The organism is Rathayibacter sp. AY1H2, assembly GCF_002931985.1.
Lineage (GTDB): Bacteria > Actinomycetota > Actinomycetes > Actinomycetales > Microbacteriaceae > Rathayibacter.
The window spans coordinates 18,251-42,273 of sequence record NZ_PSUV01000021.1 but is presented as its reverse complement, the minus strand read 5'-3'; the positions used below and the strand labels follow the sequence as shown (position 1 = coordinate 42,273).

Here is a 24,023-nt window from a genome sequence, read left to right as displayed (position 1 = left end):
TCCCGCCCCCGCGTCCCCTCGCGCTCAGCGCGCCAGGCGCACCGTCGCGATCTCGAACGGACGCAGCTCGAGGCGCACGTCGGCCGACTCCGCCTCGACGGAGCTCTCGATGCGGACCTGCTCGGTCGGGCGCTCCATCAGGTCGGTGCGGGTGACCGCCCGGACGGCGAAGGCGGCGCGGAGGGTCGCTGCGGCGCGGCGGCCGAGTGACTCGTAGAGCCGCACGATCACGTCGCCGCTCCCGTCGTCCGCCGCCTTCACGGCCTCGACGATCACCGAGGGGTCGTCGATCGACACCAGGGGAGCGACGGGCGCGGCGCCGGTGAGCCTGCGGACCGGGGTGTTCAGCGCGTAGCCGGCCTCGACGGCGTCGGGCAGCTCGGCGCCGACCACGAGCGAGACCGCGAGGCGGTGGCGGCCCTGGTCGGCGTCCGGGTCGGGGAACAGCGGCGCGCGCAGGAGCGAGAGCCGGACCGTGGTCGTCGGTGTTCCGGCCGCGGCGCGGTCGCGGGTGATGTCGTGCCCGTAGGTGGAGTCGTTGACGACCGCGACGCCGAAGCCCGGCTCGCCGACGTGCACCCAGCGGTGCGCGACGGTCTCGAAGCGGGCGGCGTCCCACGTCGTGTTCACGTGGGTCGGGCGGTGCACGTGGCCGAACTGGATCTCGGACGTCGCCCGGTCCGAGAGCAGGTCGAGCGGGAAGGCGAGCTTGAGCAGCTTGCGGCGCTCGTGCCAGTCGATGTCGAGGCCGAGGTCGACGGCCGCCCGGCCGATCTGCAGCGAGACGGTCTGCACGACCGTGGAGCCGCCGAACGAGCGGGTGATCACGACCGCCGGCACCTCGCGGCCGAGCGGGTCGCTCACGGTGCCGGCGCGGACCGAGTCGACGCCGACGAGGTCCTCCACCGTGCGACGGTAGTTGTCGTCGAGGTCCCAGGCGTCCCACTTGTTCGGGGTGTCGCGGTGGAGCTGGAGGAGCCCCGCGGCGGCGCCGGCGGGCACGACCTCCCGGCCGCTCGCGAGGTCCACGACCGACTCGAGGAGCCCGGAGGCGCCGATCCGCACCCGGACGAGCCCGTTGTCGAGGACGTGGGCGTCGCCGTCGGAGCGGAGCGTCGGGGCCGAGTGCTCCGCGGCGGGGTCGGCCGCGGCCGCGCCGAGCGCCGGCACGCCCCCGACGGCGAAGGGGGAGGAGTTCACCAGCAGCTCCGCGGAGCCCTCGCCGGCGAGGGCCCGGACGGTCTCGGCGATCATCTCCTCGATCCGCTGCGCGATGCGGGCGTAGTTCTCCTCCGCCTCGCGGTGCACCCAGGCGATGGAGGTGCCGGGCAGGATGTCGTGGAACTGCTGCAGGAGGACCGTCCGCCACATCTCGCGCAGCTCGTCGGCCGGGTACGGGACCCCGGCGCGGACGAGGGCCGTGGTCGCCCACAGCTCGATCTCGCGGAGCAGGTGCTCGCTGCGGCGGTTGCCCTGCTTGGTGCGCGCCTGCGACGTGTAGGTGCCGCGGTGGAACTCGAGGTAGAGCTCGCCCGACCAGGTGGGCGCGTCCGGGTACTCGGCCTGCGCCTCCTCGAAGAAGCGGCGGGGCGTGGACAGCTCGACGGTCGGCGAGCCCTCGAGGCTGCGCGTGCGGCGGGCGGCCGCGATCATCTCGCGGTTGGGGCCTCCTCCGCCGTCGCCGTAGCCGAAGGGCACGAGCGACATGGTGCCGCTGCCCTTCTCGGCGTACTGGCGCTCGGCGCGGGCGAGGTCCTCGCCGGAGAGGTCGGAGTTGTAGAGGTCGACGGGCGGGAAGTGCGTGAACACGCGGGTGCCGTCGATGCCCTCCCACCAGAAGGTGTGGTGGGGCATCGTGTTGGTCTCGTTCCACGAGATCTTCTGCGTGAGGAACCAGCGCCCGCCCGCTCCTGCGATGATCTGCGGCAGCGCGGCGGAGTAGCCGAAGGAGTCCGGGAGCCAGACCTCCTCGGTGTCGATCCCGAACTCGTCGAGGAAGAAGCGCTTGCCCTCGAGCAGCTGGCGCACGAGCGCCTCGCCGCCGGGCATGTTCGTGTCCGACTCGACCCACATCCCGCCGACCGGCACGAAGCGGCCCGCGAGCACGTGGCCGCGGACGCGCTCGAACAGCTCCGAGTGGTCGCGCTTCAGCCACGCGTACTGCTGCGCGGAGGAGGCGGCGAAGACGAAGCCCTCCTCGCGCTCGATCAGGTCGCAGACGTTCGAGAAGGTGCGGGCCACCTTGCGGGCGGTCTCGCGGGCGGGCCAGAGCCAGGCGGAGTCGATGTGGGCGTGGCCGACGGCGTGCAGGTGGTGCGCGCTGGCCGAGGCGGGGCGCTCGAGGACCGTCCGCAGCGCCTCCCGGCCCGCGGCGGCGGTGCCGGACACGTCGTCCGGATCGAGGACGTCGACGGCGCGGTCGAGGGCGCGGACGATCTCGGCGCGCCGCTGGGAGGACCCGGGCAGCTGCCCGATCAGCCCGACGAGCACGGCCGTGTCCTGCTCCAGCTCCCAGACCTCCCGGTCGAGCAGCCCGAGCTCGAGACGGCGGAGGCGGTAGAGCGGGTCGGACGGCAGGGCGCCGTCGGCGGGGCGGCCGCCGAGCGCCGTGGGGGTGAAGGACCAGTCACCGGTGATGTTCGGGTTGGCGGCGGCCTCGATGTAGAGCTCGACCGTGCGGTCGCCCGCCTCGCGGCCGGGCAGCCGGTCGAGCGGGACCGACTGGTTGAACGGCTCGACGGCCTTCACGACCGTGCCGGTCGCGGTGAAGACGAGCCCCTCCGCCTCGAAGCCGGACTGGGCGCCGGTGTAGCCGAGGTCGACGACGAGCTCGGGCTCGCAGCCGTCGACGCCGATCCAGGAGGCGGGGATCTCGCCGCGCACGTGGAACCACACGGTGCCCCACGGGGCACCCCACGGCTCCCCGATGCGGGCGGGCGCGTAGGACGCGGCCCGCGCCTGCTCGAAGGGGACCGGCTCGCCCGGAGCGGTCCACGACTCGATCCCGAGCGGCTCGACCGCCCGGTGGATAGCCGGCCGGAGGCTCTCGGCGCGGAAGCGGGCGATGCGGGCTTCGATGCGGGTGCTGTCGTCATGCATGCGTTCTGGTGCTCGTTCCGTGTGCAGTGGGGGAGGGCGGCGGCGCGGAGGGCGCCGCCGCCCGGGGTCAGGAGGCGATGACGACGCGGTGCCCGTCGGGGAAGACGGCCACCTTCCGCCAGGTGTCGCCGGAGCGCTCCCAGCCCTCGTTGACCTGTCCGGCCGGAGGGGTCGGGATGGTCTCGGGGGCGCGGGCGACTGTGGTGTAGCCGGCCGCGCGCTCCACCCGGCCGCGGCCGAGCTCGAACGAGGTCAGGCGTCCGTCGTCGACGATCAGCGAGCCCTCGTCCACTCCCGCGGCGCCGCGCTCGATGAAGGGGTTCACGAGGCGCGTCTGCGAGGAGTCGCTGCCCAGCACAATCGCCTTCTGCTGCGGGAAGCGGCCGAGGCTGAGCCCGTAGAAGCCGCCGAGGACGGTGAGGTTGCGCACCTCGAAGTCCGCTCCGCCGTTCGTCAGGCCGACGCCGAGGCAGTTCGCGCCCGAGGTCGGGAAGAAGTTCGGGTTCACGATCATGTGGCTCGTGCCGGCCTCGATCAGCACCTCCCAGCCGTCGCGGGAGCCCTCCGAGCGGAAGTTGACCAGGGTCAGGCCGGAGTTGACCGAGCGCCGGTTCTCGTTGCGGATCGACCGGAGGCCGACCGTGCCGCCGATGGCCTGGCAGTCGAGCAGCGTCATGTTCGTCGGCGCGAGGAGGAAGCCGCCGAGGCCGGGGCTGATCGCCTCGACGTTGGTCATCGAGCCGCCGATGGAGGCCTTGCCCGAGTCCTCCACGCCCCAGCCCGCGGGGGCGACGATCTTGATCTTGTTCCAGGAGTTGGCGTACGAGTACTCGTCGTCGACGCCCGAGACGAAGGTGGCGCGCTCGCGGAAGATGCCCGACTTGCCGGTCTTCTGGATCCACAGGTTGCGGAACTCGCAGTTGACCAGCGAGCGCAGCGACATCCCGTGGCCGCCGGAGGGCGTGCCCGTCATCTCGAAGTCGGCGAGGACGACGCCGGTGGCCTTGTTGTTGTTGGCGGGGCCGGCCGCGTCGCCGGTCTGGCCGGAGACGGTGAAGATGTCGCGGGTCGAGCCCTCGATCTGGACGATCCTCGTCTGGCGCATGCCGGCGCCGACGATCTTCGGCCCGGCGTAGCCGTAGGGCGGCCCGTTCTCGGGCTGCACCGGGTAGCCGCGGTAGTCGACCGCGAGGCCCGTCACCCGGATCTCGCCGGCGGGCAGCGACACCTCGCCGCCCGGAGCGGTCATCGCCTTGTCGATGGCCGCCTGCACTGCGCGGGTGTTGTCGGCGCCGGCGCGGTCGTCCCAGCGGAACTCCTTGTCGAGCGGCGAGATCGGCCCCTCGGTGACGCTCAGGCGCTTCTTCTGCCCGGGAGCGTCGGCCGGGGGTGCGGCGGCGGCCGGAGTGGCGGCGCCGACGGCCCCTGCCGCGCCGGCGAGGGCGGCGGCGCCCCCAGCGAGGAAGAGGCGGCGCGAGTTGTCGGGCCTGCGCTGCGGATCGTGCTCGGGCTGGTGATCGGGCTTGTGCTGCCGATCGGGCCTCGGGGAGGCCGTGGTCTGGTTGTCTGGGTCTGCGGGATTCATCATCGTCGACGTTCCGCCCTCTCTCGCCCCGGATGGGCGTACGGCGATCCTTCGTCATCGGTAGCCTGAGGTCAAGAAGTAATACCTATTACCAGGATGAAGCGGGGGTGTCCGGGTGCCGCGGATCACGCAGAAGGACATCGCGCGTCTCGCGGGAGTCAGCCAGACGACGGTGTCGTTCGTGCTCAACGACAAGGGCGAGCAGCTCGCCCGGGTCCCGGAGGCGACGCGGGCGCGGATCCTCAAGGCGATCCAGGAGACGGGGTACGTCGCCGACCCCATCGCGCGCCGCCTCAAGCAGGTCGGCACCGGCATGATCGGCGTCTACACCTACGAGAGCCTGTTCCCGCTCGATCGCGAGGACTTCTTCCATCCGTTCCTCGCCGGCATCGAGGAGGAGGCGCAGAACCGCGACATCGACCTCCTCCTGCTGACCAGCGGCCGCGTCGGCGGCCGCCGCGGCGGCCTGAGCGGCGGCACCACCCGGCTGCGCCTGGCCGACTCCTGCATCCTCCTCGGGCAGCGCATGCCCCGTGAGGAGCTCGAGTTCCTCAACGCGAGCGGCTTCTCCTTCGTCAGCGTCGGCCGCCGCGACGACGCCGGCGGGCCCGTGCCCTACGTGGCCGCCGACTACGCGTCGATCGTCCGCGAGCTGATCTCCTGCGCGCGCGCCCTCGGCCACACCCGCTTCGCCTACGCCGGCCACGGCGAGGGCGTCGAGTCGTACACCGACCGCATGGCCGGCGCGCGGGCCGAGCTCGGCGACGGCTTCCTCCACCTCGTCCCGGGGCCGGAGGCGTCGCCGCGGAAGTGGATCCGCCGGATCGCCGCCGAGGGCGTCACGGTCGTCCTCGCCGAGCAGGAAGAGCAGTTCGTCCTCCTGCAGGAGGCCGCCGAGGCCGAGGGGGTGGCGGTGCCGGGCGACCTGTCGCTGGTGTCGCTCTCCGGATCCGCCGATCGCACCGGCTGGCAGGCCGGCTTCGAGCTGCCCCGGCGCGACATGGGGCGCCGCGCCGTGCAGATCCTCATCGAGGGCGACCCCGCGCGACGGGAGCAGCAGCTCCTCCGCTGCACGCTCGTCGACGGCGCCTCCCTGGCCGCGGCCCCGGCCTGACCGGCCGGCCCTGACCGCTCGGCCCTGAACGGCCGGGCTCAGCCCGAGTGGTGGCGCCCGATCGGCAGCACCAGCGGCGTCCGCGAGACCGGGTCCTCGATCACGCGCGACTCCATCCCGAACACCGCGCGCACCGTCTCCGGCGTCACCACCTCGGCGGGCGTGCCCGAGGCGTACAGGGCTCCGTCGCGCACGGCGACGAGGTGGTCGGCGTAGCGGGCGGCGAGGTTGAGGTCGTGCAGCACGATCACGATGGTCGTCCCGCGCGAGCGGTTGAGGTCGGTGAGCAGGTCGAGCACCTCGACCTGGTGCGACACGTCGAGGTAGGTCGTCGGCTCGTCCAGGAGGAGCACGTCGGTCCGCTGGGCGAGGGCCATCGCGATCCACACCCGCTGGCGCTGCCCGCCCGAGAGCTCGTCCACGGGGCGGTCGGCGAGCTCGAGCGTGCCGGTGTCGCGCAGCGCCTCCTCGACGATCGCGTCGTCGTCCGATCCGGAGCCGCGGCCGAACAGGCCCCGGTGCGGGTAGCGGCCGCGGGCGACCAGGTCCGAGACGGCGATCCCCTCCGGCGCGATCGGGGTCTGCGGCAGCAGCCCCACCTGCTGCGCGACCTGGCGCGTCGGGAGCCGGTGGATCGCGCGCCCGTCGAGCAGGACGCTCCCCGAGCGCGGGGTGATCAGCCGCGCCATCGCGCGCAGGAGCGTCGACTTGCCGCAGGCGTTCGCGCCGACGATCACCGTGATCCGGCCGGGCGGCACGGCGAGCGAGAGCCCGTCGACCACGACGCGCTCGTCGTAGGCGAGGGTGACCGCGTCGGCGGCGAGGGTGGGCGGGGCGTCGGTCACAGGGAGCCTCCGGAGCGGTTGCGGCGGGCGAGGAGCCAGAGCAGGAAGGGCGCGCCGAGGGCGCCGGTGACGACGCCGACCGGGAAGCGCGCGCCCGAGAACAGCGCGCCGACGACGTACTGGGCGAGCAGGTCGGCGGCGAGCACCACGACCGCGCCGACCAGGGCGGAGGGGATCAGCAGCGTGCGCGCGCTCGGCAGGATCCGCCGCGCGATCGGCCCCGAGACGAAGGCGACGAACGCGATCGGGCCGGTGGCGGCGGTCGCGACGGCCACGAGGCCGACTCCGACCGCGAGCAGGGCCAGCCGGCTGCGCCGCACGTCGAGCCCGAGCGCGGTCGCCGACTCGTCGCCGAGCTGCAGCACGCCGAGCCGGCCCGAGAGCAGCAGCGCCAGCGGCACCAGCACGAGCATCGTCAGCGCGAGCGGCGGGACGGAGGGCCAGGCGGCCGAGTTGAGGCTGCCGGTCAGCCAGCGCAGCGACTCCTGGACGTCCTCGAAGTCGGCGCGGGTCTGCACGTAGGCGATCACGCTCTGGAACATCGCCGCGACGCCGATGCCGATGAGGATCAGCCGCGCCCCGATCACTCCGCCGCCCTCGGCCAGCCCGGCGATGATCAGGGCCGTCGAGAGCCCGGCCGCGACCGCGATCACCGAGACCGCGCCGCCCGAGAGCCCGAAGAACGCGATCGCGACGACGGCCGCCGCGCTCGCCCCCGAGGTGATGCCGATGATGTCGGGGCTGGCGAGGGCGTTGCGCAGCATCGTCTGGAAGATCACGCCGCCCATCCCGAAGCCCACGCCCACCAGGACGGCGGTGATCGTGCGCGGCAGCCGCAGCGTGCCCACGGTGAAGGAGGCGCCCGGCACGGTCTCGCCGAGGATCACGCGGACGACCTGCGGCACCGAGTAGACCGTGCTGCCGACCGTGAGCGAGACGACGACGAGCGCCAGCGCGAGCACCGCGAGGACCGCGCAGCCGATGACCGTGCGTTGACGGCGCAGCGTGCGGCCGGCCGCGATGCCGACCGCGGCGGGCGCCTCCGCGGTCCTCACAGCGCCCGCACCTTCGAGCGGCGCACGATCGCGATGAGCACCGGGGCGCCGATCAGCGCGGTCACGATGCCCACCTCGACGTCGCTCGGCCGGGCGACCACGCGGCCGACCACGTCGGCGACGAGCAGCAGCAGGGCGCCGAGCAGAGCAGAGGAGGGCAGCAGCCAGGCGTGCGCGGGGCCGGTGACGCGGCGGGCGAGGTGCGGGACGACCAGGCCGATGAATCCGATCGGTCCGGCGATCGCGGTCGCGGCGCCGCAGAGCAGCACGGCCGCGAGCCCCGCGACCAGGCGGATGCGCCCCACGCGCCGGCCGAGGCCGGTCGCCAGGTCGTCGCCGAGCGCGAGGGCGTCGAGCCCCCGCGCGCTGGACAGGGCCAGCACCGCGCCGACCGCGAGGAACGGGAGGACCTGCAGGATGCTCGCGGTCTCGGCGCCGCCGACTCCGCCGACCTGCCAGAAGCGGAAGCGGTTCAGCGTGGTCTCCTGGGTGAGCAGGACCGCGCTGATGAGGGAGGTGAGCGCGGCGGCGGTGGCGGCTCCGGCGAGGGCGAGCTTCAGCGGAGTGGCGCCCTCGCGGCCGAGCGAGGCGACCGCGTAGACGAACGCCCCGGCGGCGGCGGCTCCGAGGAACGCGAGCCAGATGAACTGCGGCAGGCTCGTCGCGCCGACCCCGGCGATCCCGAGCACGACCGCGAGCGAGGCGCCGGAGTTGAGGCCGAGGATGCCCGGATCGGCGAGCGGGTTGCGGGTCAGGCCCTGCATCACGGCTCCGGCGAGCCCGAGCGCGGCGCCGACCAGGATCGCGAGGACCGTCCGCGGCACCCGCCCCTGCACCGCCGCGTCGACGATGGACGCCGGATCGGGCGAGGTCAGCGCCGGCCAGACCTCGCCGAGCGGGATCTCGCGGGAGCCGTACACGAGCGAGAGGACCGAGGCGACGGCCAGCGCGACGAGGGCGACCGCCAGCGCGGTCGCCCTCGTCTTCCGGGTGGGTGCGGTGCGGGTCACGACACCTTGTCGGCGGCCGCGGCGAGGCCGGCGGTGTACTCGTCGAGCACCCACGGGATGCTGAGCAGGTTCGGCGACGAGGTGGCCATGGCGGCGGAGGAGCCGTCCTCGAGCACGTAGACGGAGCCCCGCTCGACGGCCGGGATCTTGGAGAGCAGCGGGTCGGCCTGCAGCGCGGCGAGGGTCGTGTCGTCGCCGTAGACGACGAGCACGTCGGCGTCGAGCTGGTCGGCGTTCTCGGAGCTGATGGTGCCGCTGAACGCCTCCGAGTCGCCGGAGAGCTCGGCGACGCTCGGGGCGACGTCGAGACCGAGGTCCTCGACGAACTTCACGCGCGCGTCGTTCGGCGTGTAGTAGGTGAAGGTGCTCGCGTCGGTCGGGTCGTACCAGCCGTACATGAACGTGGTGCCCGCGAGCTGCGGGTAGGACGCGGTGGTCTGCGTGATGTCGCTCTCGATCTCGCCGACCTTCGCGACGGCCTCGTCCTCGAGGCCCAGCGCGGCGCCGTCGAGCTTCGCGGAGTCCTGCCAGGTCGTGCCCCAGGGCAGGCCCGGGTAGGCGACGGTGGGGGCGATCTGGCTGAGGGTGTCGTAGTCCTGCCGGGTGATGCCGGAGTAGGCCGAGAGGATCACGGTCGGGCTGAGGTCCGAGATCGCCTCGAAGGGCACGCCGTCGGTCTCGTCGAACAGGGTCGGGGTCTCGGCGCCGGAGGCGTCGAGCGCCTCCTTCGTCCACACCAGCAGGCCGTCGCCGTCCTCGTCGCCGTAGGAGGCGCGGGTGAAGCCGACAGGGGTCACACCCAGCGCGAGCGCCACGTCCTGGTTGGTCCAGCTCGTCGCGACGACGCGGTCGGCCGACTCGACGGTGGTGCTGCCGAAGGCGTGGTCGACGGTGACGGGGAAGCCCTCGCTGCTCTCGGCGGCGCTGCTCTCGGACGTGCCCTCGGAGCCGGCGTCGGCTCCTCCCGAGCAGGCGGTGAGCAGCAGCGCGGCGAGGCCGAGCGAGGCGACGGCGGTCAGGCGGAGGGGGGTGCGAGTGGCGGGCACGGCGATCCTTCGAAGGGGGTGGTGGGGGTTGCGAAGGTTAACCTAACCTAACCGTCTGGACGGGGCCAGTGGCCGAGCGGATCAGCGGACGGCTCGCACAGCCACCACCGCATCCATCCGTCGTCTGCGGCCCGTGCCCGCCGCGGGGACGGGCCGCTGCTGACGGATCGATCGCGGGTGCGGCCCAGCGGGAGCATCGTTAGCGTGGAGGTCCGCGCCGACCGCCGGCGCCGAGGGGAGCCCCATGGATCAGACCGTCGAGATCGACGCCCGGGCGGAGGCCCTGCGCGCCGACCCCGAGAGCTTCGCCGCGATGGACGCGCTCTGGCGCAGCGTCTACGCCCTGCCGATGTGGTGCTTCATCGCGCGGGGGCCGGACGACGCGCCCACCCCCTTCGTCGGCGGCCTGGAGTCGGGGCCGATGGTCTTCGCCTTCACCACGGGGGAGCGCGCCCGCGCCGGGGCGCTGCACGCCGGCCTCTCCGACGAGGACGCGTCGCGCGTGCTGAAGGTGCCGATGCCGGCCGCGCTCGAGTGGATCGCGGCGATGGGGTCCTCCGGAGTCGCGGGAGTGGTCTTCGACCTGCCCCGCTTCGGGTACTTCGCGCCCCTCCAGAACCTGCTGCCGATGCGCGACTTCATGGCGGCGAACCCGCCGGCCTGAGCCCCGCCCCGTCGAGACCAGCGGATCCGCCGCTACCAGCTGATCCGGTGGTTGTCGCCGCCCCGAACGGGTCACTGGACGACACCCGAGGATGGTGGGCCGGAGGCGCGCCCGTCTTCCGAGGACGAGGCCGGGAGACGCCGATGGGGAAGCTGCACTACGACGGATCGGTCGAGATCGACGTCGAGGACCGGGTGCTCGCCCACCTGCAGATCGTCCTCACCGCGAAGCTGCGCCGGGGGGAGTCGTGCCTGCTCACCTGGCGCGACGAGAACGGGATGAGCGACGGCCGCAGCGCGATCTGGCTGCACCCCTCGCACACGCTCCGCTACACCTACGCCGGCGGCCGCATGCCCCGCATCAACCCCGCCTGGATCTCGGCGCTCACCGATCTCGCGAACTCCGCTGGCGGCCTCCGCTTCGTCCCCGAGCCGCCGGAGCCCGTGCATCCCCCCGGCGGGAGCGCTCGCCGGTGACCGGCGGCCGGCCCCGTGCCCGGCCTCGGGCTCAGCAGCCGGAGTCGGCGGCGTCCGCGTCGAGCGCCGCCGCGGTGCCGAGCGCGATCAGCGACTGATCCGTCGCGACCGCGACCCTCGGGAAGCCGAGCGCTCGCAGCAGCCCGGCGCGCTCGCGGTCGCCCGCGTAGGCCCCGGCGCCCTTGCCCGCGCGCCGGGCCGCCGCGGCGATCCTCGGCAGCGGGTCGTCCGGTCCGTCCGCGGCGAGCAGGTCGGACAGGTCCCGCCCGAGGCCGATCGCGAGGTCGAACGGGCCGACGAAGACTCCGCTCACGCCCGGCACCGCGAGAATCCGATCGACGGCGTCGAGGCCGGCCTGCGTCTCGATCATGACCCAGAGCGCGGTGCGCGCCTCGGCGGCCGACGGGGGAGCGGCGCCCCAGAGATCGGACATCGGCCCCCAGCTGCGGCGGCCGAGCGGCGGGTAGTGCGCGGCGCGGACGGCCGCGAGCGCCTCCTCGACCGTCTCGATCATCGGGACGACGACGACGTCCGCTCCGGCGTCGAGCGCCCTGCCGATCAGCGCGTCGGAGAGTCCGGCGACCCGGACGCCGACGGGCGGCCTCCCGCTCACGGCGTCGAGCGCGCGAAGGGAGGCGAGGACCGCGGCGTCGTCGAACGCGCCGTGCTGCGCGTCCAGGCACAGCCACGCGGGCCCGCCGCGAGCGATCTGCGCGACCGTCAGCGGCTCCCCGAGCCGGCACCACACCCCGTCGGCCCGACCGTCTCCGAGAACCCGTTCCGCATCCACGGGTCCGATCCTCGCGCACGGAGCGCCGCCTAGGCGAGGACCGCCAGCGCCGTCGACAGGATCCCGAGGACGACGCCCGCCCCGAGCAGGATCAGCCCGGTCAGGCGCAGGGCCCGCACCGCGTCGCTCCACCGGTGCAGGCGGATGCGGTGCGGATCCTCCTCGCGGTAGTGCACCTCCCGCTGGTCCGACCGCGTCGGCGTCAGCGGGTCCCCGGCGGACAGCGGACGCGACCGGACCTCGCCGGCCCGGGTCACCCAGTGCAGCGCGAGGGGCGGCCCCTCCTCGAGGTAGGCGGTCGTCGTCAGCCAGCGTCCGTCGATCAGCGCCGCGACGAACGCGGCGAGCAGGAACAGCACGCCGAGGGGGAGGGTGACCAGCGAGAGGGCCTCGGAGATCGTCTCCAGCATGCAGCGTCCCTCCGACCGGATCCGGTGCTGAGCGTACCGAGTCGGCGGCCGGCGCGTCCGCAGTGGGACGCGCCCCGCCGCCGAGCCCGCGGGCCTCAGCCCCAGGCGACCTCGAGGTCGACGACGAACGTCACTCCGAAGCGATCGCGCAGCATCCCGTAGAGGGGCGACCAGGCCGCCGGGGCCAGGGGCACGACGACCGCCGCCCCCTCCGAGAGGCCGTCCCAGAGGCGGTGCAGCTCGTCGGCGTCGGAGCCGCGCAGCGACACGAACACCGGGATCGTGCCCGGGTCGTAAGCCGTGTGCGCGGGGACGTCGTACGCCATGACGCGGAAGCCGGCCTCGGAGACGACCTGGCCCCACATCAGCTGGTCGGCCTCGTCGGGCGCGGTGACAGCGTTCGCGTCCGCGTAGGACATCGCGTCGACCCGGCCTCCCGTGACCGAGGCGTAGAACTCCAGTGCCTCGCGGGCCTGTCCGCGGAAGTTGAGGTGGGTCGTCGTGGTGATGCTCATGGTGCGCTCCTCGCAGTCGTGCCGGGTCGATCACCCGGTGCCCCGACGCTCCTAGGAGAAGAGGACGGTGACGGTCCTCTTCTCGGAATACCCTCGGGACGTGCCCACGACGACCGAGCGGCTCCTCGTGCTCCTCTCCCTCCTGCAGACCCGCCGCGACTGGCCGGGCGGAGTGCTCGCCGAGCGCCTGGGGATCGCGCCGCGCACGGTGCGTCGCGACGTCGACCGGCTCCGCACGATGGGCTACCGGATCGACGCGGCGAAGGGCCCCGACGGCGGGTACCGGCTCGAGGCCGGCGCCGAGCTCCCGCCGCTGCTCTTCGACGACGAGCAGGTGCTCGCCCTCACCGCCGCCCTGCGCGCGCCGATCGCGGGGCTCGAGGAGGCGTCGGCCCGTGCGCTGGCGACGGTGCGGCAGGTCCTGCCCGCCCGGCTCCGGCCCCGAGCTGATGCGCTGCGCTTCACGGTCGCGGCGGCGCCGGCCCCCGCAGTCCCTCCGGAGCGGCTGGTCGCGGTCGCGGCGGCCGTCCGGGCCTCGGAGGTGCTCCGCTTCGCGTACGCGGAGGCGGTGCGCCGCGTCGAGCCCCACCACCTGGTCGCGCGTCAGGGCCGCTGGTACCTCATCGGTTTCGACCTCGACCGCGACGACTGGCGGGTGTTCCGCGTCGACCGGCTCGAGCCGCGCTCGCCCCGCGGGGCTCGCTTCCGCCGCCGGGTGCTGCCGGGCGGGAGTCCCGCCGAGTTCCTGGAGGCGCGGTTCCGCGGCGGAGCGCCCGGGGAGGGGTGGCCGTGCCGCGGCTCGGTGGTGCTCGAGGCGCCCGCCGCCGAGGTCCTGCCCTACGCGGGCGACGGGGAGGTGGAGGACCTCGGCGATGCGGGCTGCCGACTCGCCCTCGGCGCCTGGTCGTGGGAGGCGCTCGCCGCGTCGTTCGGCCGGTTCGACGCTCCGATGGCCGGGGCCGAACCGCCCGAGCTGGCCGCCGCGTTCCGCGTGCTCGCGGAGCGGTACGCCGCGGCGGGAGCCTGACAGGACCGCGGCGGCCGTCCGGCGCCGCTACTTCACCGAGTACCGGGCGCTCCCCGTGCTGCCGTCCGCCGTCGTGACCGTCAGCGTCCAGCAGGTGCCCCGCTTCGCGGGCACCGTCCACGCCTTCACGTAGCGGTTCGTCGCGGTGTCGTAGCGGAGGCGTCCGGTCAGGGTGGTCGTCGGCGCTCCGGTGAGGACGGCGCCGGCGGTGCAGGAGGTCTGCCTCTGCGTGACGCTGCGCACGTCGGCGAGGGCGGAGTGGCGGAACGTTCCCGCGGAGGACGTCGAGGTCACCTGGAACGTCATGCCGGTCGCGGCTCCGGCGGCCACGCTCTTCACCGAGGTGCTGAGCCCGCCGATCGTCCACGGGGTCACGGTGTAGGACGCGGTGAGGGTCGAGACGTTGCCCGCCCGGTCGGTCGCGGTCGCCCGGTACACGTGCGGACCGACGGAGCGGCCGCCGCCCGTGATCACGCAGGCGCCGGTGAGGCCCGAGAGCGCGTCGTCCGCGAGACAGCGCGCCTCCGGGAGCACCGTGCCGTAGGGGTAGGACCCCTCGGGCCTCGACGTGAACGAGAGCTGCGGCTTCGTGGTGTCGATGGCGATGCCGCTGCGGGTCGTCGTGGCGCGGTTGCCCGCGTTGTCGACGGCGGTGCCGGCGACGCTCTGGCCGGGGCCCTCGCGCAGGATCCGCGCGGGGGTGCAGCTGCGGATCCCGGAGCCGCTGCCGTCGGCGCAGGAGAAGCCGATGGAGACGGGGGAGCGGAACCAGCCCGCGGCGTTCGGAGCCGCCGGCGCGGTCGTCGCGATGATGGTGGGGACGCCGGTGTCGACGATCCGGTAGGTCGCGGCGGCGGTCGTGGTCAGTCCTCCGGGGTCGGTCCAGGTGCAGGTCGCCGTGCGGGTGCCGAGGCCGTTCACGAGCGTGCCGGTGACGACGGCCTCCTCGCTGAACGTTCCGCTCTCCGCATCCGTGATCGCGCAGGCGGCCCTCGGCTCCGAGCCCTTCTCGTAGGAGGCGCCGTCGGTGGCGGAGGCGACCGTCACGACGGGCGGGGTGTTCGCGGGGACCACGGTGACCGTGTGCGGCACGCCGGCCGTGGTGCCGTACGCGTTCCGCGCGCTCACCGTGAAGGTGGAGTCGCCTGCGGTGGTCGGCCTGCCCGAGACGACGCCCTCCGGCGAGAGGGCCACCCCCGCGGGAAGGGCGCCGGACGAGACCTCGAAGGTCGCGGCCGGGCCGGACGCCGTGAAGGTCGCGGAGTAGCGGGTCCCGGTCTTGACGAGCGTCTCGGCGGTGTCGGCGGTGAGGGTCGGCAGCGGGCCGATCGCGAAGGCGTGGTTGAAGCCGACCGCGATGCCGGTGGCGCCGGTGATCCCGGCCGGGACGTCCAGCTCCGTGTCGCCGTCGGGGTGCAGGGAGACGACGGTGCCGTCGGACGTCAGCAGGACGCTGAAGCCGATGCCGGCGGCGATCGCGGTGATGCCGCCGAGATCGGCGGGGACCCGCGGCAAGCCGGAGTCGACGGGGTCGCCCCAGGTGACGACGGTGCCGTCCCGCTTCAGGGCGAGGCTGTGGGAGTAGCTGACCGAGACGGCGACGACGTCGCGGAGGCCTGCCGGGGCGGTGTACGCGCCCCTGTCGTCGCCGCCCCACGCCACGACCGTCCCGTCGGCGCGCAGCGCGAGGCTGTTCCAGCCGCCCGCGGCGATCGCGACCACTCCGGAGAGACCCGCCGGCACGTCGGTCGCTCCGAACTGATCGGAGCCCCAGGCCGCCACGGTCCCGTCGCCCCGCAGAGCGAGGGTGTGGTAGCTGCCCGCGGCGACGGCGGTCACGCCGCCGAGTCCGGCCGGGACGTCGGTCTGGCCCTGACGGTCGTCGCCCCACGCGACGACCGTCCCCTCCATCGTGAGGGCGATGCTGTGGAGGTACCCGGTCGAGATCGCGGTCACCTCGCGGAGCCCGGCCGGCACGTCCCGCTCGCCCTCCAGATCCGCTCCCCAGGCCTCGACGGTGCCGTCGGTGTGGAGCGCGAGGGTGTGGCTGTAGCTGCTCGCGACGTCCGTGAGGTCGGACATGCCCGCCGGCACGTCCCACTCCCCGTTGAGGTAGCGCCCCCAGGCGGCGACGCCGTTGGCGAGGTGGTCGTTCCCGACCGGCACCGGGTCCGGCTCGGCGGAGGCGAGGGGAGCCGCGGTGCCGGCGAGCAGCGCGACGGTCGCGGTCAGAGCGAGCAGAGTGCGGCGCAGACCCGCGGCGGTGCGGGTGGGGCGCGGAGAAGCGGGGTCGGTCACGGGCTCACGCTAGGGGCCGGCTCTCCTCCGCGGCGGGGGCGGGGGCGCCCTGTAGCGGACATGTCCTCTAGAGGGCGGAGCGCCGCTCCTCCAGGGCGGAGCCCGGGCCCTCCAGGGCGGAGCCTGGCCCCTCGGGGCCCGCGGCGGAAGGGCTTGCCCGGATCCGCGGCGGGCGATTGGCTGGAGGGCAGGAGAGAGAGGTGTCACCATGACGCAGACCTTCCCCGCCTGGTTGCGGGATCAGCGGAAGAGGGACGACGAGGTCGGCCGCTTCGCGCAGGCCTTCGGCGGTCGCGACGACCTGCCCGAGCACGGCGGCCGCGCGATCTACGACGGCTACTTCGCCAGCGAGCCCGAGTCGGCGCAGGCCGATCTGGACCGCGCCTGGATGGAGTTCGAGGCGCACCCCGAGCCGTCCGCCACGTCCGACGAGCCGGAGGGACTCCGATGAGCGACCAGACCCCGAGCCCCGTCGAGGACCCGGACGACCAGTCCGACAAGCCGTCGCAGGCCGAGGGCGAGGACGAGCGCGACACCCCGCACGAGGTCCTGCCCGCCGAGGGCAAGCCCTCGAAGGCCGAGGGCTGAGCCGACGCACTGAGCCGACGCACTCCCCGGAGGGGCGCATCCTGCAGAGGGTGCGCCCCTCCGTCGCGTCAGCGCCCGGTGACCGCCAGCAGCTCGTGCGCCGCGGCGCTGTCCGGGTAGCGGGAGAGCACGCGCTCCAGATCGCGCCGAGCCGGAGCCGTGCGCCCGTCCGAGAGGAGCGTGCTCGCGCGCTCGAGCAGCGCCTCCGCCCGCAGCTCCACGGGCCGCGCACTGGTGACGGTCGGGCGCACCACCCGGTCGAACGCCTCGAGGGCGCCCTCGATCAGGCCGAGCTCGCGAAGAGCGACGCCGCGGCGGATGAGCACCGCGGCGGAGGCGGCGTCCACGTTCTCGACGGGCGCCGAGAACTCGGCCACGTCGCTCCAGCGTCGGCGGGCGGAGTAGAGGGAGGCGAGGGTCGACGCCGCGAGGTCGACGGCTCCAGGGTCTCGACCGCCACGACCGCTGCAGCCGGATCCATCGGTGCTGCGAGCTCGGCGTAGAGCAGGCGCAGCGCCGGGGCGTCGAGCGGCACCTCCACGTCGAGGCCGCCGCTCAGCGGCAGGCGGACGGTCAGCGCGATCCCGTAGCGGCGGAGGAAGGAGTCGGCCGACGGGTCGTAGCGGATGCGCACCAGCCAGCCGGTGAGCCGCAGAGCGCGGTCGTCGTCTGCGGAGTGCAGGGCGTCGCGGACGAGCTCGACGACGGCCGCGAGGCGCGAGCACTCGGGGGAGCCGGTGGTCGCCTCGTGCAGGTCCTCCGCCGGCGCCCCGGCGCGCACGAGCCGGAGCAGGGGCGCCTCCCACGCCGGAGCGAGGGCGGAGGGGCGCACGAGACCCGGCCCGCCGGGCATGCCGAGCCAGCCGGACAGCCGGGAGCGGTGGTCCTCGGGGGAGAGCGGGTCGCCGGCCGCCCGGAGCCGGGGGCGCGCGAGGGCGCGGAGCTCACCGCTCCGTCGGAAGCCGACTGCCACGGCCGATCCCCCTCCGCGTGCGACGACGGCTGAGGACCGTCGATCCGCCGAGTCTACGGCGTCGCGCCCCGCCGTCACCCCCGAACGGGGAGCGACGCGCTGGCGGCGATCCCCCGCCTCCCGTCGTCGCCCCCCGGCGCTGTCAGGCGCCGATCGAGCCCGCCGTGCGTAGCGGCATCACGTCGGGCTTCTCGGCGGTGCTCGCGATCGTCACGACCGCCTTCTCCTCGTTCGAGCGGAGCACGGCGTCCATGATCTCGAGCACGTGCAGGGCCACGCGGCCGGAGGCGCGGTGCGGGCGGTCCTCCGAGATCGCCTCCGCGAGGTCGGCCAGTCCCACTCCGCGACCGGTGTCGATCACGCCGGCGGAGTCGGGGACGACCCGCCAGTCCTCGTCGCGGACGGCGACCTCGACCGGGTCCGAGAACATGTTCGGATCCGGGACCGAGATGGTGCCCTCGGTGCCGTAGACCTCGAACTTCGGGGCCCGGCTGCGCCAGACCTCGAAGCTCACGGTGACGGTGGTGGCGACTCCGCTCGCGTGCTCGAGCAGCGCGGTGATGTGCGTGTCGATCGTCACCTCGATCGGCGTGCCCGCCTTCGGCCCGGTCTCGATCGTGCGCGGGCGGTCGGAGCGGGTGGCCAGGCCCGTGACGCGGACGACCGGCCCGAAGAAGTGCACGAGCGCCGTCAGGTAGTACGGGCCCATGTCCAGCAGCGGGCCGCCGCCGGGCTGGTAGTAGAACTCGGGCGCTGGGTGCCAGCGCTCGTGGCCGGGCGCGGCCCAGTGCACCTGCGCGGCGATCGGGGTGCCGATCGCTCCGGAGTCGAGGGTGAGGCGCGCGGTCTGCACGCCGGTCCCGAGCACCGTGTCCGGGGCGCTCGCGAAGCGCAGGCCCAGCTCGTCCGCGAGGTCGAGCATCGGCGCGGCCTCGGCCGGGTTCAGCCCGAGCGGCTTCTCGGCGAAGACGTGCTTGCCCGCCTTCAAGGCGCGGGTGCCGATCTCGACGTGCGCCGCCGGGATCGTGAGGTTCAGCACCGCGTCGATCTCCGGGTCGTCGATCAGCGCGTCGACGGTGAGGGCGCGGACGCCCTGCTCGTCGGCGACCTGCTGCGCCCGCTCTTGGTTCAGGTCGGCGACCGCGACGAGGCGGAGGCCGGGGAAGGTCGGGAGGTTCGCGAGGTACTGCTCGCTGATCTTCCCGACGCCGATGATGCCGACTCTCAGCGGGACGCCCACAGCATTCCCCTCTCGATGATCGTGCGGACGTTGTCGTCCTGGAGGATCTCGACGCGGTGGCCCGGCGTCGAGACGAAGATGCGGCCCTCGCCCCAGAGGCGGGTCCAGATCGCGGGGGAGGTGATGGGGCGCTTCCACGGGTCCCACGGGCGGACGGCCTGCGTGGTCGTGGCGAGCACGTCGTTGTAGTCGTCGTGCAGCACCCAGTACTGCTCCGTGACCAGCTCGAAGTCGGAGATGCCCTGCGTGATCGGGTGGTCGGCGGCGAGGGCCGTCATCTCGATCGTGTGCGGCATGTAGTTGTCCGACTGCTCGCCGGTGCGCTCGTCCGGGTGCTTGCCGGGGTGCGAGGCGAACTGGCCGCCGATCAGCTGCAGGTAGTCGGAGTTGTCGCGGTAGGAGTCGGCGATCCCGCCGTGCCAGCCGGCGAGGCCCGTGCCGCGCTCGACCGCCGCGCGGAGGCCCAGGAACTCCTCCCACTGGATGGAGGTCATCGTGTTCGACTGCACGATCAGGTCGACCGTCCGCATGTACGCCTCGTCGGCGTACACGGCGGTCGACTCCTCGACGCGCACGTCGTAGCCGTTGTCGCGGAGGAACGGCAGGAACAGCTCGGTCGCCTCGACCGGTTGGTGGCCGTCCCAGCCCCCTCGGACGACGAGGGCCGTCTTGCCGGGAGTGGTCGGAGAGTGGTCGGTCATCGTCGTCCTCACGTGCGGGCGGATCGCTCCGCGGTTCGTCATCGAACAGGACTTGCGCAACTTCTGTGCGGGAGCCCCGGCGTCCGACCATCATGCACCGCGGTTCCCGGCGGAGCAAGCCGTCCTGGCGCAGGGCTAGTTGCGAAAGTCGGTATCCGCTACGGTGAGCACATGCCCGACCACGACGACGTCTCCGGAGCGACCACCCGCCCGACCATGGCGCTGATCGCCGAGCGCGCCGGGACGAGCGTCCCCACCGTCTCGAAGGTGCTCAACGGCGGCACCGACGTCTCGGAGGCGACCCGTCTGCGCGTGATGGAGGCGGCGCACGCGCTCGGCTACCGCCGCCGACCGCGTCTGCGCCCGCCGGTCGAGGATCCGCACTCCGCCCAGATCGTCGACGTCGTCGTCGGCCACATCGGCGGTACCTGGATCGGACCGGTCCTCGAGGGGATCGAGGCCGAGGCCTCCGCCGCCGGGGTCGACCTGGTGCTCACCCGCGCCCGCGACGACGGCGCCTGGATCAGCCGCCTCCTCCGCCGCCCCTCGCTCGGCGCCATCGTGGTGCTGGTCAACGTCTCGGCCGCGCAGCTGCACCTGCTGACCACCGCCGAGCTGCCCGTCGTCGTCGTCGACCCCAGCACGCGGCCGCCGGCCGACGTCGCGAGCGTCGGCGCGACCAACTGGGACGGGGGCCGCATGGCCGCCGAGCACCTCCTCGACGCCGGCCACACCCGCTTCGGCGTCCTCGGCGGCACCCGCACCCAGCTCTACAGCAGCGCCCGGATCGACGGCTTCACCACCGCGCTCCGCGCCGCCGGGGTCGAGGATCCGCGCGTCGCCTACTGCGACTGGGACCGCGAGCTGGCCCGCGAGGCCGCCGGGCTGATGCTCGCCGAGCCGGACGCGCCGACCGCCTTCTTCGCCTGCTCCGACGTGATGGCGCTCGGCGTCTACGAGGCCGCCGACGACGCCGGCCTCCGCATCCCGCGAGACCTCAGCGTCATCGGCTTCGACGACGTCGAGGAGTCGGCCTGGGCGACCCCGCCGATGACCACGATCCAGCAGCCCATCGGCGAGATGGGCGCCATCGCCTTCCGGATGCTGCACCAGGCGCACCGGTCGGCGACCCCGCTCGCCTCGGGAGCCTCGGCCACCCGCATGGAGCTGGAGACGCGGCTGATCCGCCGCGCCTCCGTCGCGCCCGTGCGCGTCTAGCGCCGCCCGCTCCGCTCCCGCCTCGCCCCCCTCGGGATCGATGCGTCACGAACGGCCCCTCTCCCGCGCCCGTGACGACCGTTCGTGACGCATCGACCCCGGTGGGCGCCGCGGAGGGCAGCGACCCGGGTCGCACCGCCTATGCTGCCCGGATGCGCAGCGCGACCGGGGGGATGGTGGTCGCGTCGTTCGTCTCGCGGATCCTCGGGTTCGTCCGGCTGGCGCTCCTGATCGTGGCGGTCGGCGGCACGAGCGCGTCGGTCGGCGGGCAGGTGTTCGAGGTCGCGAACTCCGCGCCCACCTACCTGTACGGGCTCATCGCGGGCGGGGTGCTCGGCGCGGTGCTCGTGCCGCAGATGGTCCGGGCGCGGGCCGACGGACCGGAGGGCGTGCGGACCCTCGAGCGGCTGCTCACCGTGTGCCTCGGCGGAGCGGCGCTCCTCACGGCCGCCTGCACGCTCGCGGCGCCGCTGATCGTCGGGCTCTACGCCGGGGGCTGGTCGGCCGACTGGGCTCTGCTCGCCACCCAGATGGCCTACTGGTGCCTGCCGCAGATCTTCTTCTACATCGTCTTCGCCGTCTTCTCGCAGCTGCTCAACTCCGCCGAGAAGTACGGGCCGGGCGCGTGGGCGCCCGCCTGCGCGAACGTGATCTCGGTGCTCGGGATCGCGGTGTTCCTCCTGATCCACCCCGAGGCGGCGTCGACACCCGCCGACGAGTGGACGCCGGAGATGGTGGCGCTCCTGTGCGGCACTGCCACTGCGGCGATCGTGGTGCAGGGGGTGATCGCGGTCGCGTTCTCGCGGTCCGTCGGCGTCCGCCTGCGGCCGCGCTTCGGCGTCGCCGGGCTCGGCGGAGTGTCGCGGGACGCGGTCTGGGTGTTCCTCGGCGCCCTCGTCGCAGAGGTGTCGTACATCGTCGTCTCGAACGCGGCGACGGCGGCCGGCCAGGCCATGAACCGCGCCGGCGTCGACGGGCCGAGCCTCAACTCCTTCTCGAGCGCGCAGCTGCTGCTCCTGCTGCCGCACGGCATCCTGGTCGTCTCCGTCGCCACGGCGATGTTCACGCCGCTCAGCCGGGACCTGCACCGCGGCGATCGGGCGGCCGCGGCGGTGAACCTCCGACGGACCGAGGACGCGGTGCTCGCCGTCACTCTGCTCGCGACGCTCCTGTTCGTCGCGGCGGCGCCACTGCTCACGCAGCTCGTCTTCGGCACACCGGTGATCGGCGGAGTCCTGCAGCTGCTCGCCCTGAGCCTGGTCGGCTTCAGCCAGACCTACGTCCTCAACCGGGCGATGTTCGCGCTGGGTCGGGCCCGCGACTCGCTGGCGACCCAGGTCGTCTCGGCCGTCGGCGTCGCGGCGGGGGCGCTCGTCGGCGGGCTCCTCCTGCCTGCCGAACTCGTCGTGCCGGCGATCGCGGGCGGCACCGCCCTCGGGACCACGGCCGCGTGGGCCCTCGCCCACTGGCTGGTCCGGCGCCGGATCGGCGTCGTGCCGCAGCCGACCCGGGACCGCCGCGCCGCTCTCGTCGCGGCGCTGGTCGCAGCCTGCGCGTCGGTGCCGCTCGGCCTGCTGCTCGCCGTGCCCCCCGACCGCCTCGCGGCCGGCGCCGTGCTGCTGCCGGTCGGACTCGCGATCACCGCCCTGTTCGTGGTCGTGCACCGGGTCGTCGGCGGGCGCTGGCTCTGGTCGCTGGTGCTCGCGCCGCTCTGAGGGGCTGCGCGTGCGGTCCCGCAGCCCCGACCCTCAGTGCCCCGCGCCGAGATTCCCGGCGAGGCGGCCGTGCATCCGGGTGGAGGCGTCGTTCATGCCCGCGATCACGGCGCGGGTGCCGTGGCGCTCGTACTTGGTCGTGACGGCGTCCAGCGCGGCGACGGTCGAGGCGTCCCAGATGTGGGAGCCGGAGAGGTCGATCACGACGTGCGCAGGGTCCTCCGCGTAGGAGAACTGCGTGGTGAGGTCGTTGCTGGAGGCGAAGAACAGCTCGCCGGTGACCGTGTAGTGGGCCGTCGATCCGTCGGCCGAGAGGGTGCGCTCGACGGTGGCGAAGTGGGCGACCCGGCGGGCGAAGACGACCATGGCGGCCAGGACGCCGATGACGACTCCGATCGCCAGGTTGTGGGTGAGGACGACCACGACGACCGTGGCGATCATGACGACCGTCTCGCCCACGGGCATCCGCTTCAGGGTCGACGGGCGGATGCTGTGCCAGTCGAAGGTCGCCACCGAGACCATCACCATCACCGCGACCAGCGCGGCCATCGGGATGATCGCGACGAGGTCGCCGAGCGCGACGACGAGGATCAGGAGGAACACGCCGGCGAGGAAGGTCGAGATGCGGGTGCGGGCGCCGGACGCCTTCACGTTGATCATCGTCTGGCCGATCATCGCGCAGCCGCCCATGCCGCCGAACAGGCCGGAGAGCACGTTCGCGGCGCCCTGCCCGAGCGACTCGCGGGTCTTGCGGGAGGGGGTGTCGGTGATGTCGTCGACGAGCTTCGCGGTCATCAGCGACTCCAGGAGTCCGACGAGCGCCATCGCGACGGCGTACGGCGCGATGGTCGTGAAAGTCTCCCAGGTCAGCGGTACGTTCGGCAGGAACAGCTCGGGGAGGCTGCGGGGCAGCTCGCCCTGATCGCCCACGGTGGGGACGGCGACCGCCGTCACGACGACCGCCGCGGTGATGAGGACGATGGCGACGAGAGGCGCCGGAACGGCCTTCGTCAGGCGCGGCATCACGACCATGATCACGATGCCGACGGCGACCAGCGGGTAGACCAGCCAGGGCACGCCGATCAGGTTGGGGATCTGCGCCGAGAAGATCAGGATCGCCAGCGCGTTCACGAATCCGACCATCACGCTGCGGGGGATGAAGCGCATGAGCTTCGCCACTCCGAGCAGCCCGAGCACGATCTGGAGCACGCCCGCGAGGATCACCGTCGCGATGAAGTAGTCCATCCCGTAGTCGCGGGCGACGGGGGCGATCACGAGGGCGACGGCGCCGGTGGCGGCGGTGATCATCGCGGGGCGGCCGCCGAGGAAGGCGATCGACACGGCCATCACGAACGACGAGAAGAGGCCGACCCGCGGATCCACGCCCGCGATGATCGAGAACGAGATCGCCTCGGGGATGAGCGCGAGCGCGACCACGAGGCCGGCGAGGACCTCGCGGGTCAGGATGCGGGGGGTGCGCAGCGCCGTCATCACTGTGGGCTCGGCGTGCGGGCGGGCAGGGGTCTTCGAGGCGAGGGCCATCGCGGCGGCTCCAGGGAGTGGGAGGGGTGCTCGACGAGGAGCGCGGAGGGCTGCGGCATCAGGTCGGCGGAAGCGGGCGGGGATGCCAAGCTTGCAGAGGCGTGTCAGCAGC

Annotated in this window: 23 protein-coding genes; 8 read left to right on the top strand and 15 right to left on the bottom strand. The window is 73.8% G+C overall.

Going from position 1 to position 24,023, the window contains the following annotated elements; translation table 11 throughout:
- Positions 1 to 24: 24 nt before the first annotated feature.
- The gene (locus C5C29_RS14135) at positions 25 to 3,099 is read right to left on the bottom strand and encodes a glycoside hydrolase family 38 C-terminal domain-containing protein (RefSeq protein WP_104224311.1); all 3,075 of its coding nucleotides are present in this window, start codon (positions 3,097 to 3,099) and stop codon (positions 25 to 27) included.
- A 67-nt stretch (positions 3,100 to 3,166) separates the two neighbouring features.
- Positions 3,167 to 4,687, bottom strand: coding sequence for a hypothetical protein (locus C5C29_RS14130; protein ID WP_104224310.1), 1,521 nt, complete (start codon positions 4,685 to 4,687; stop codon positions 3,167 to 3,169).
- Between the two features lie 112 nt (positions 4,688 to 4,799).
- Here C5C29_RS14130 and C5C29_RS14125 point away from each other — a divergent pair, with 112 nt between their 5' ends.
- Positions 4,800 to 5,798: a LacI family DNA-binding transcriptional regulator gene (locus C5C29_RS14125; protein ID WP_104224309.1), complete on the top strand. Its 999-nt coding sequence runs from the start codon at positions 4,800 to 4,802 to the stop codon at positions 5,796 to 5,798.
- Positions 5,799 to 5,836: 38 nt separating this feature from the next.
- Here the strand turns inward: C5C29_RS14125 and C5C29_RS14120 are convergent, their stop codons facing one another.
- From C5C29_RS14120 to C5C29_RS14105, 4 genes are read right to left on the bottom strand one after another with little or no spacing between them, the layout of a single operon-like run.
- Positions 5,837 to 6,643: an ABC transporter ATP-binding protein gene (locus C5C29_RS14120; RefSeq protein ID WP_104224308.1), complete on the bottom strand. Its 807-nt coding sequence runs from the start codon at positions 6,641 to 6,643 to the stop codon at positions 5,837 to 5,839.
- The gene (locus tag C5C29_RS14115) at positions 6,640 to 7,698 is read right to left on the bottom strand and encodes an iron chelate uptake ABC transporter family permease subunit (RefSeq protein ID WP_104224307.1); all 1,059 of its coding nucleotides are present in this window, start codon (positions 7,696 to 7,698) and stop codon (positions 6,640 to 6,642) included. The genes C5C29_RS14120 and C5C29_RS14115 overlap by 4 nt, the downstream gene beginning before the upstream one ends.
- Positions 7,695 to 8,708, bottom strand: coding sequence for an iron ABC transporter permease (locus tag C5C29_RS14110; protein ID WP_104224306.1), 1,014 nt, complete (start codon positions 8,706 to 8,708; stop codon positions 7,695 to 7,697). Before C5C29_RS14110 ends, C5C29_RS14115 begins: the two co-directional genes overlap by 4 nt.
- On the bottom strand, positions 8,705 to 9,754 hold the full coding sequence (locus C5C29_RS14105) for an iron-siderophore ABC transporter substrate-binding protein (RefSeq protein WP_181027213.1): 1,050 nt from the start codon (positions 9,752 to 9,754) through the stop codon (positions 8,705 to 8,707). The genes C5C29_RS14110 and C5C29_RS14105 overlap by 4 nt, the downstream gene beginning before the upstream one ends.
- Before the next feature lie 244 nt (positions 9,755 to 9,998).
- Between C5C29_RS14105 and C5C29_RS14100 the strand changes: the two genes are divergently transcribed.
- Together C5C29_RS14100 and C5C29_RS14095 are read left to right on the top strand one after the other, a co-directional pair.
- Positions 9,999 to 10,418 (top strand): hypothetical protein, encoded by a 420-nt coding sequence (locus tag C5C29_RS14100; RefSeq protein ID WP_104224305.1) that lies wholly within the window; start codon positions 9,999 to 10,001, stop codon positions 10,416 to 10,418.
- 143 nt (positions 10,419 to 10,561) lie between these two features.
- A complete protein-coding gene (locus tag C5C29_RS14095) occupies positions 10,562 to 10,894 on the top strand; it encodes an ATP-dependent DNA ligase (RefSeq protein WP_104224304.1) in 333 nt (110 codons plus the stop codon).
- Positions 10,895 to 10,925: 31 nt separating this feature from the next.
- Here the strand turns inward: C5C29_RS14095 and C5C29_RS17230 are convergent, their stop codons facing one another.
- The 3 genes from C5C29_RS17230 to C5C29_RS14085 form a co-directional block, all read right to left on the bottom strand.
- Positions 10,926 to 11,684, bottom strand: coding sequence for an HpcH/HpaI aldolase/citrate lyase family protein (locus C5C29_RS17230; RefSeq protein ID WP_181065548.1), 759 nt, complete (start codon positions 11,682 to 11,684; stop codon positions 10,926 to 10,928).
- Positions 11,685 to 11,713: 29 nt separating this feature from the next.
- Entirely contained in the window at positions 11,714 to 12,094 is a 381-nt protein-coding gene (locus tag C5C29_RS17225; RefSeq protein ID WP_104267914.1) for a hypothetical protein, read from the bottom strand.
- A 95-nt stretch (positions 12,095 to 12,189) separates the two neighbouring features.
- Positions 12,190 to 12,609 carry a VOC family protein gene (locus tag C5C29_RS14085; protein ID WP_104224302.1) on the bottom strand — a complete coding sequence of 140 codons (420 nt, stop codon included), beginning with the start codon at positions 12,607 to 12,609 and terminating at the stop codon, positions 12,190 to 12,192.
- Positions 12,610 to 12,709: 100 nt separating this feature from the next.
- On the opposite strand from C5C29_RS14085, the gene C5C29_RS14080 reads away from it, so the two are divergent.
- Entirely contained in the window at positions 12,710 to 13,636 is a 927-nt protein-coding gene (locus tag C5C29_RS14080; protein ID WP_104224321.1) for a YafY family protein, read from the top strand.
- Between the two features lie 27 nt (positions 13,637 to 13,663).
- On the opposite strand, the gene C5C29_RS14075 is transcribed toward C5C29_RS14080, so the two are convergent.
- Positions 13,664 to 15,934 carry a PxKF domain-containing protein gene (locus C5C29_RS14075; RefSeq protein WP_104224301.1) on the bottom strand — a complete coding sequence of 757 codons (2,271 nt, stop codon included), beginning with the start codon at positions 15,932 to 15,934 and terminating at the stop codon, positions 13,664 to 13,666.
- 208 nt (positions 15,935 to 16,142) lie between these two features.
- Between C5C29_RS14075 and C5C29_RS14070 the strand changes: the two genes are divergently transcribed.
- Entirely contained in the window at positions 16,143 to 16,385 is a 243-nt protein-coding gene (locus C5C29_RS14070; RefSeq protein WP_104224300.1) for a hypothetical protein, read from the top strand.
- Positions 16,382 to 16,522: a hypothetical protein gene (locus C5C29_RS17220; RefSeq protein WP_159940045.1), complete on the top strand. Its 141-nt coding sequence runs from the start codon at positions 16,382 to 16,384 to the stop codon at positions 16,520 to 16,522. Before C5C29_RS14070 ends, C5C29_RS17220 begins: the two co-directional genes overlap by 4 nt.
- 68 nt (positions 16,523 to 16,590) lie before the next feature.
- On the opposite strand, the gene C5C29_RS16880 is transcribed toward C5C29_RS17220, so the two are convergent.
- The 4 genes from C5C29_RS16880 to C5C29_RS14055 form a co-directional block, all read right to left on the bottom strand.
- Positions 16,591 to 16,869, bottom strand: a complete 279-nt coding sequence (locus tag C5C29_RS16880; protein ID WP_181027209.1) for a tol-pal system YbgF family protein — start codon at positions 16,867 to 16,869, stop codon at positions 16,591 to 16,593.
- Entirely contained in the window at positions 16,806 to 17,495 is a 690-nt protein-coding gene (locus tag C5C29_RS16875) for a hypothetical protein (protein WP_104324566.1), read from the bottom strand. The genes C5C29_RS16880 and C5C29_RS16875 overlap by 64 nt, the downstream gene beginning before the upstream one ends.
- A gap of 142 nt (positions 17,496 to 17,637) precedes the next feature.
- A complete protein-coding gene (locus C5C29_RS14060; protein WP_104224298.1) occupies positions 17,638 to 18,735 on the bottom strand; it encodes a Gfo/Idh/MocA family protein in 1,098 nt (365 codons plus the stop codon).
- On the bottom strand, positions 18,720 to 19,436 hold the full coding sequence (locus tag C5C29_RS14055; protein ID WP_104224320.1) for a ThuA domain-containing protein: 717 nt from the start codon (positions 19,434 to 19,436) through the stop codon (positions 18,720 to 18,722). The genes C5C29_RS14060 and C5C29_RS14055 overlap by 16 nt, the downstream gene beginning before the upstream one ends.
- A gap of 171 nt (positions 19,437 to 19,607) precedes the next feature.
- Here C5C29_RS14055 and C5C29_RS14050 point away from each other — a divergent pair, with 171 nt between their 5' ends.
- Both C5C29_RS14050 and murJ read left to right on the top strand, forming a co-directional pair.
- A complete protein-coding gene (locus C5C29_RS14050; RefSeq protein ID WP_104224297.1) occupies positions 19,608 to 20,654 on the top strand; it encodes a LacI family DNA-binding transcriptional regulator in 1,047 nt (348 codons plus the stop codon).
- A 152-nt stretch (positions 20,655 to 20,806) separates the two neighbouring features.
- Positions 20,807 to 22,369 carry a murein biosynthesis integral membrane protein MurJ gene (gene murJ, locus C5C29_RS14045; RefSeq protein WP_146082277.1) on the top strand — a complete coding sequence of 521 codons (1,563 nt, stop codon included), beginning with the start codon at positions 20,807 to 20,809 and terminating at the stop codon, positions 22,367 to 22,369.
- Between the two features lie 33 nt (positions 22,370 to 22,402).
- Here the strand turns inward: murJ and C5C29_RS14040 are convergent, their stop codons facing one another.
- Positions 22,403 to 23,911 carry a SulP family inorganic anion transporter gene (locus C5C29_RS14040; protein WP_104224295.1) on the bottom strand — a complete coding sequence of 503 codons (1,509 nt, stop codon included), beginning with the start codon at positions 23,909 to 23,911 and terminating at the stop codon, positions 22,403 to 22,405.
- Positions 23,912 to 24,023: the final 112 nt, after the last annotated feature.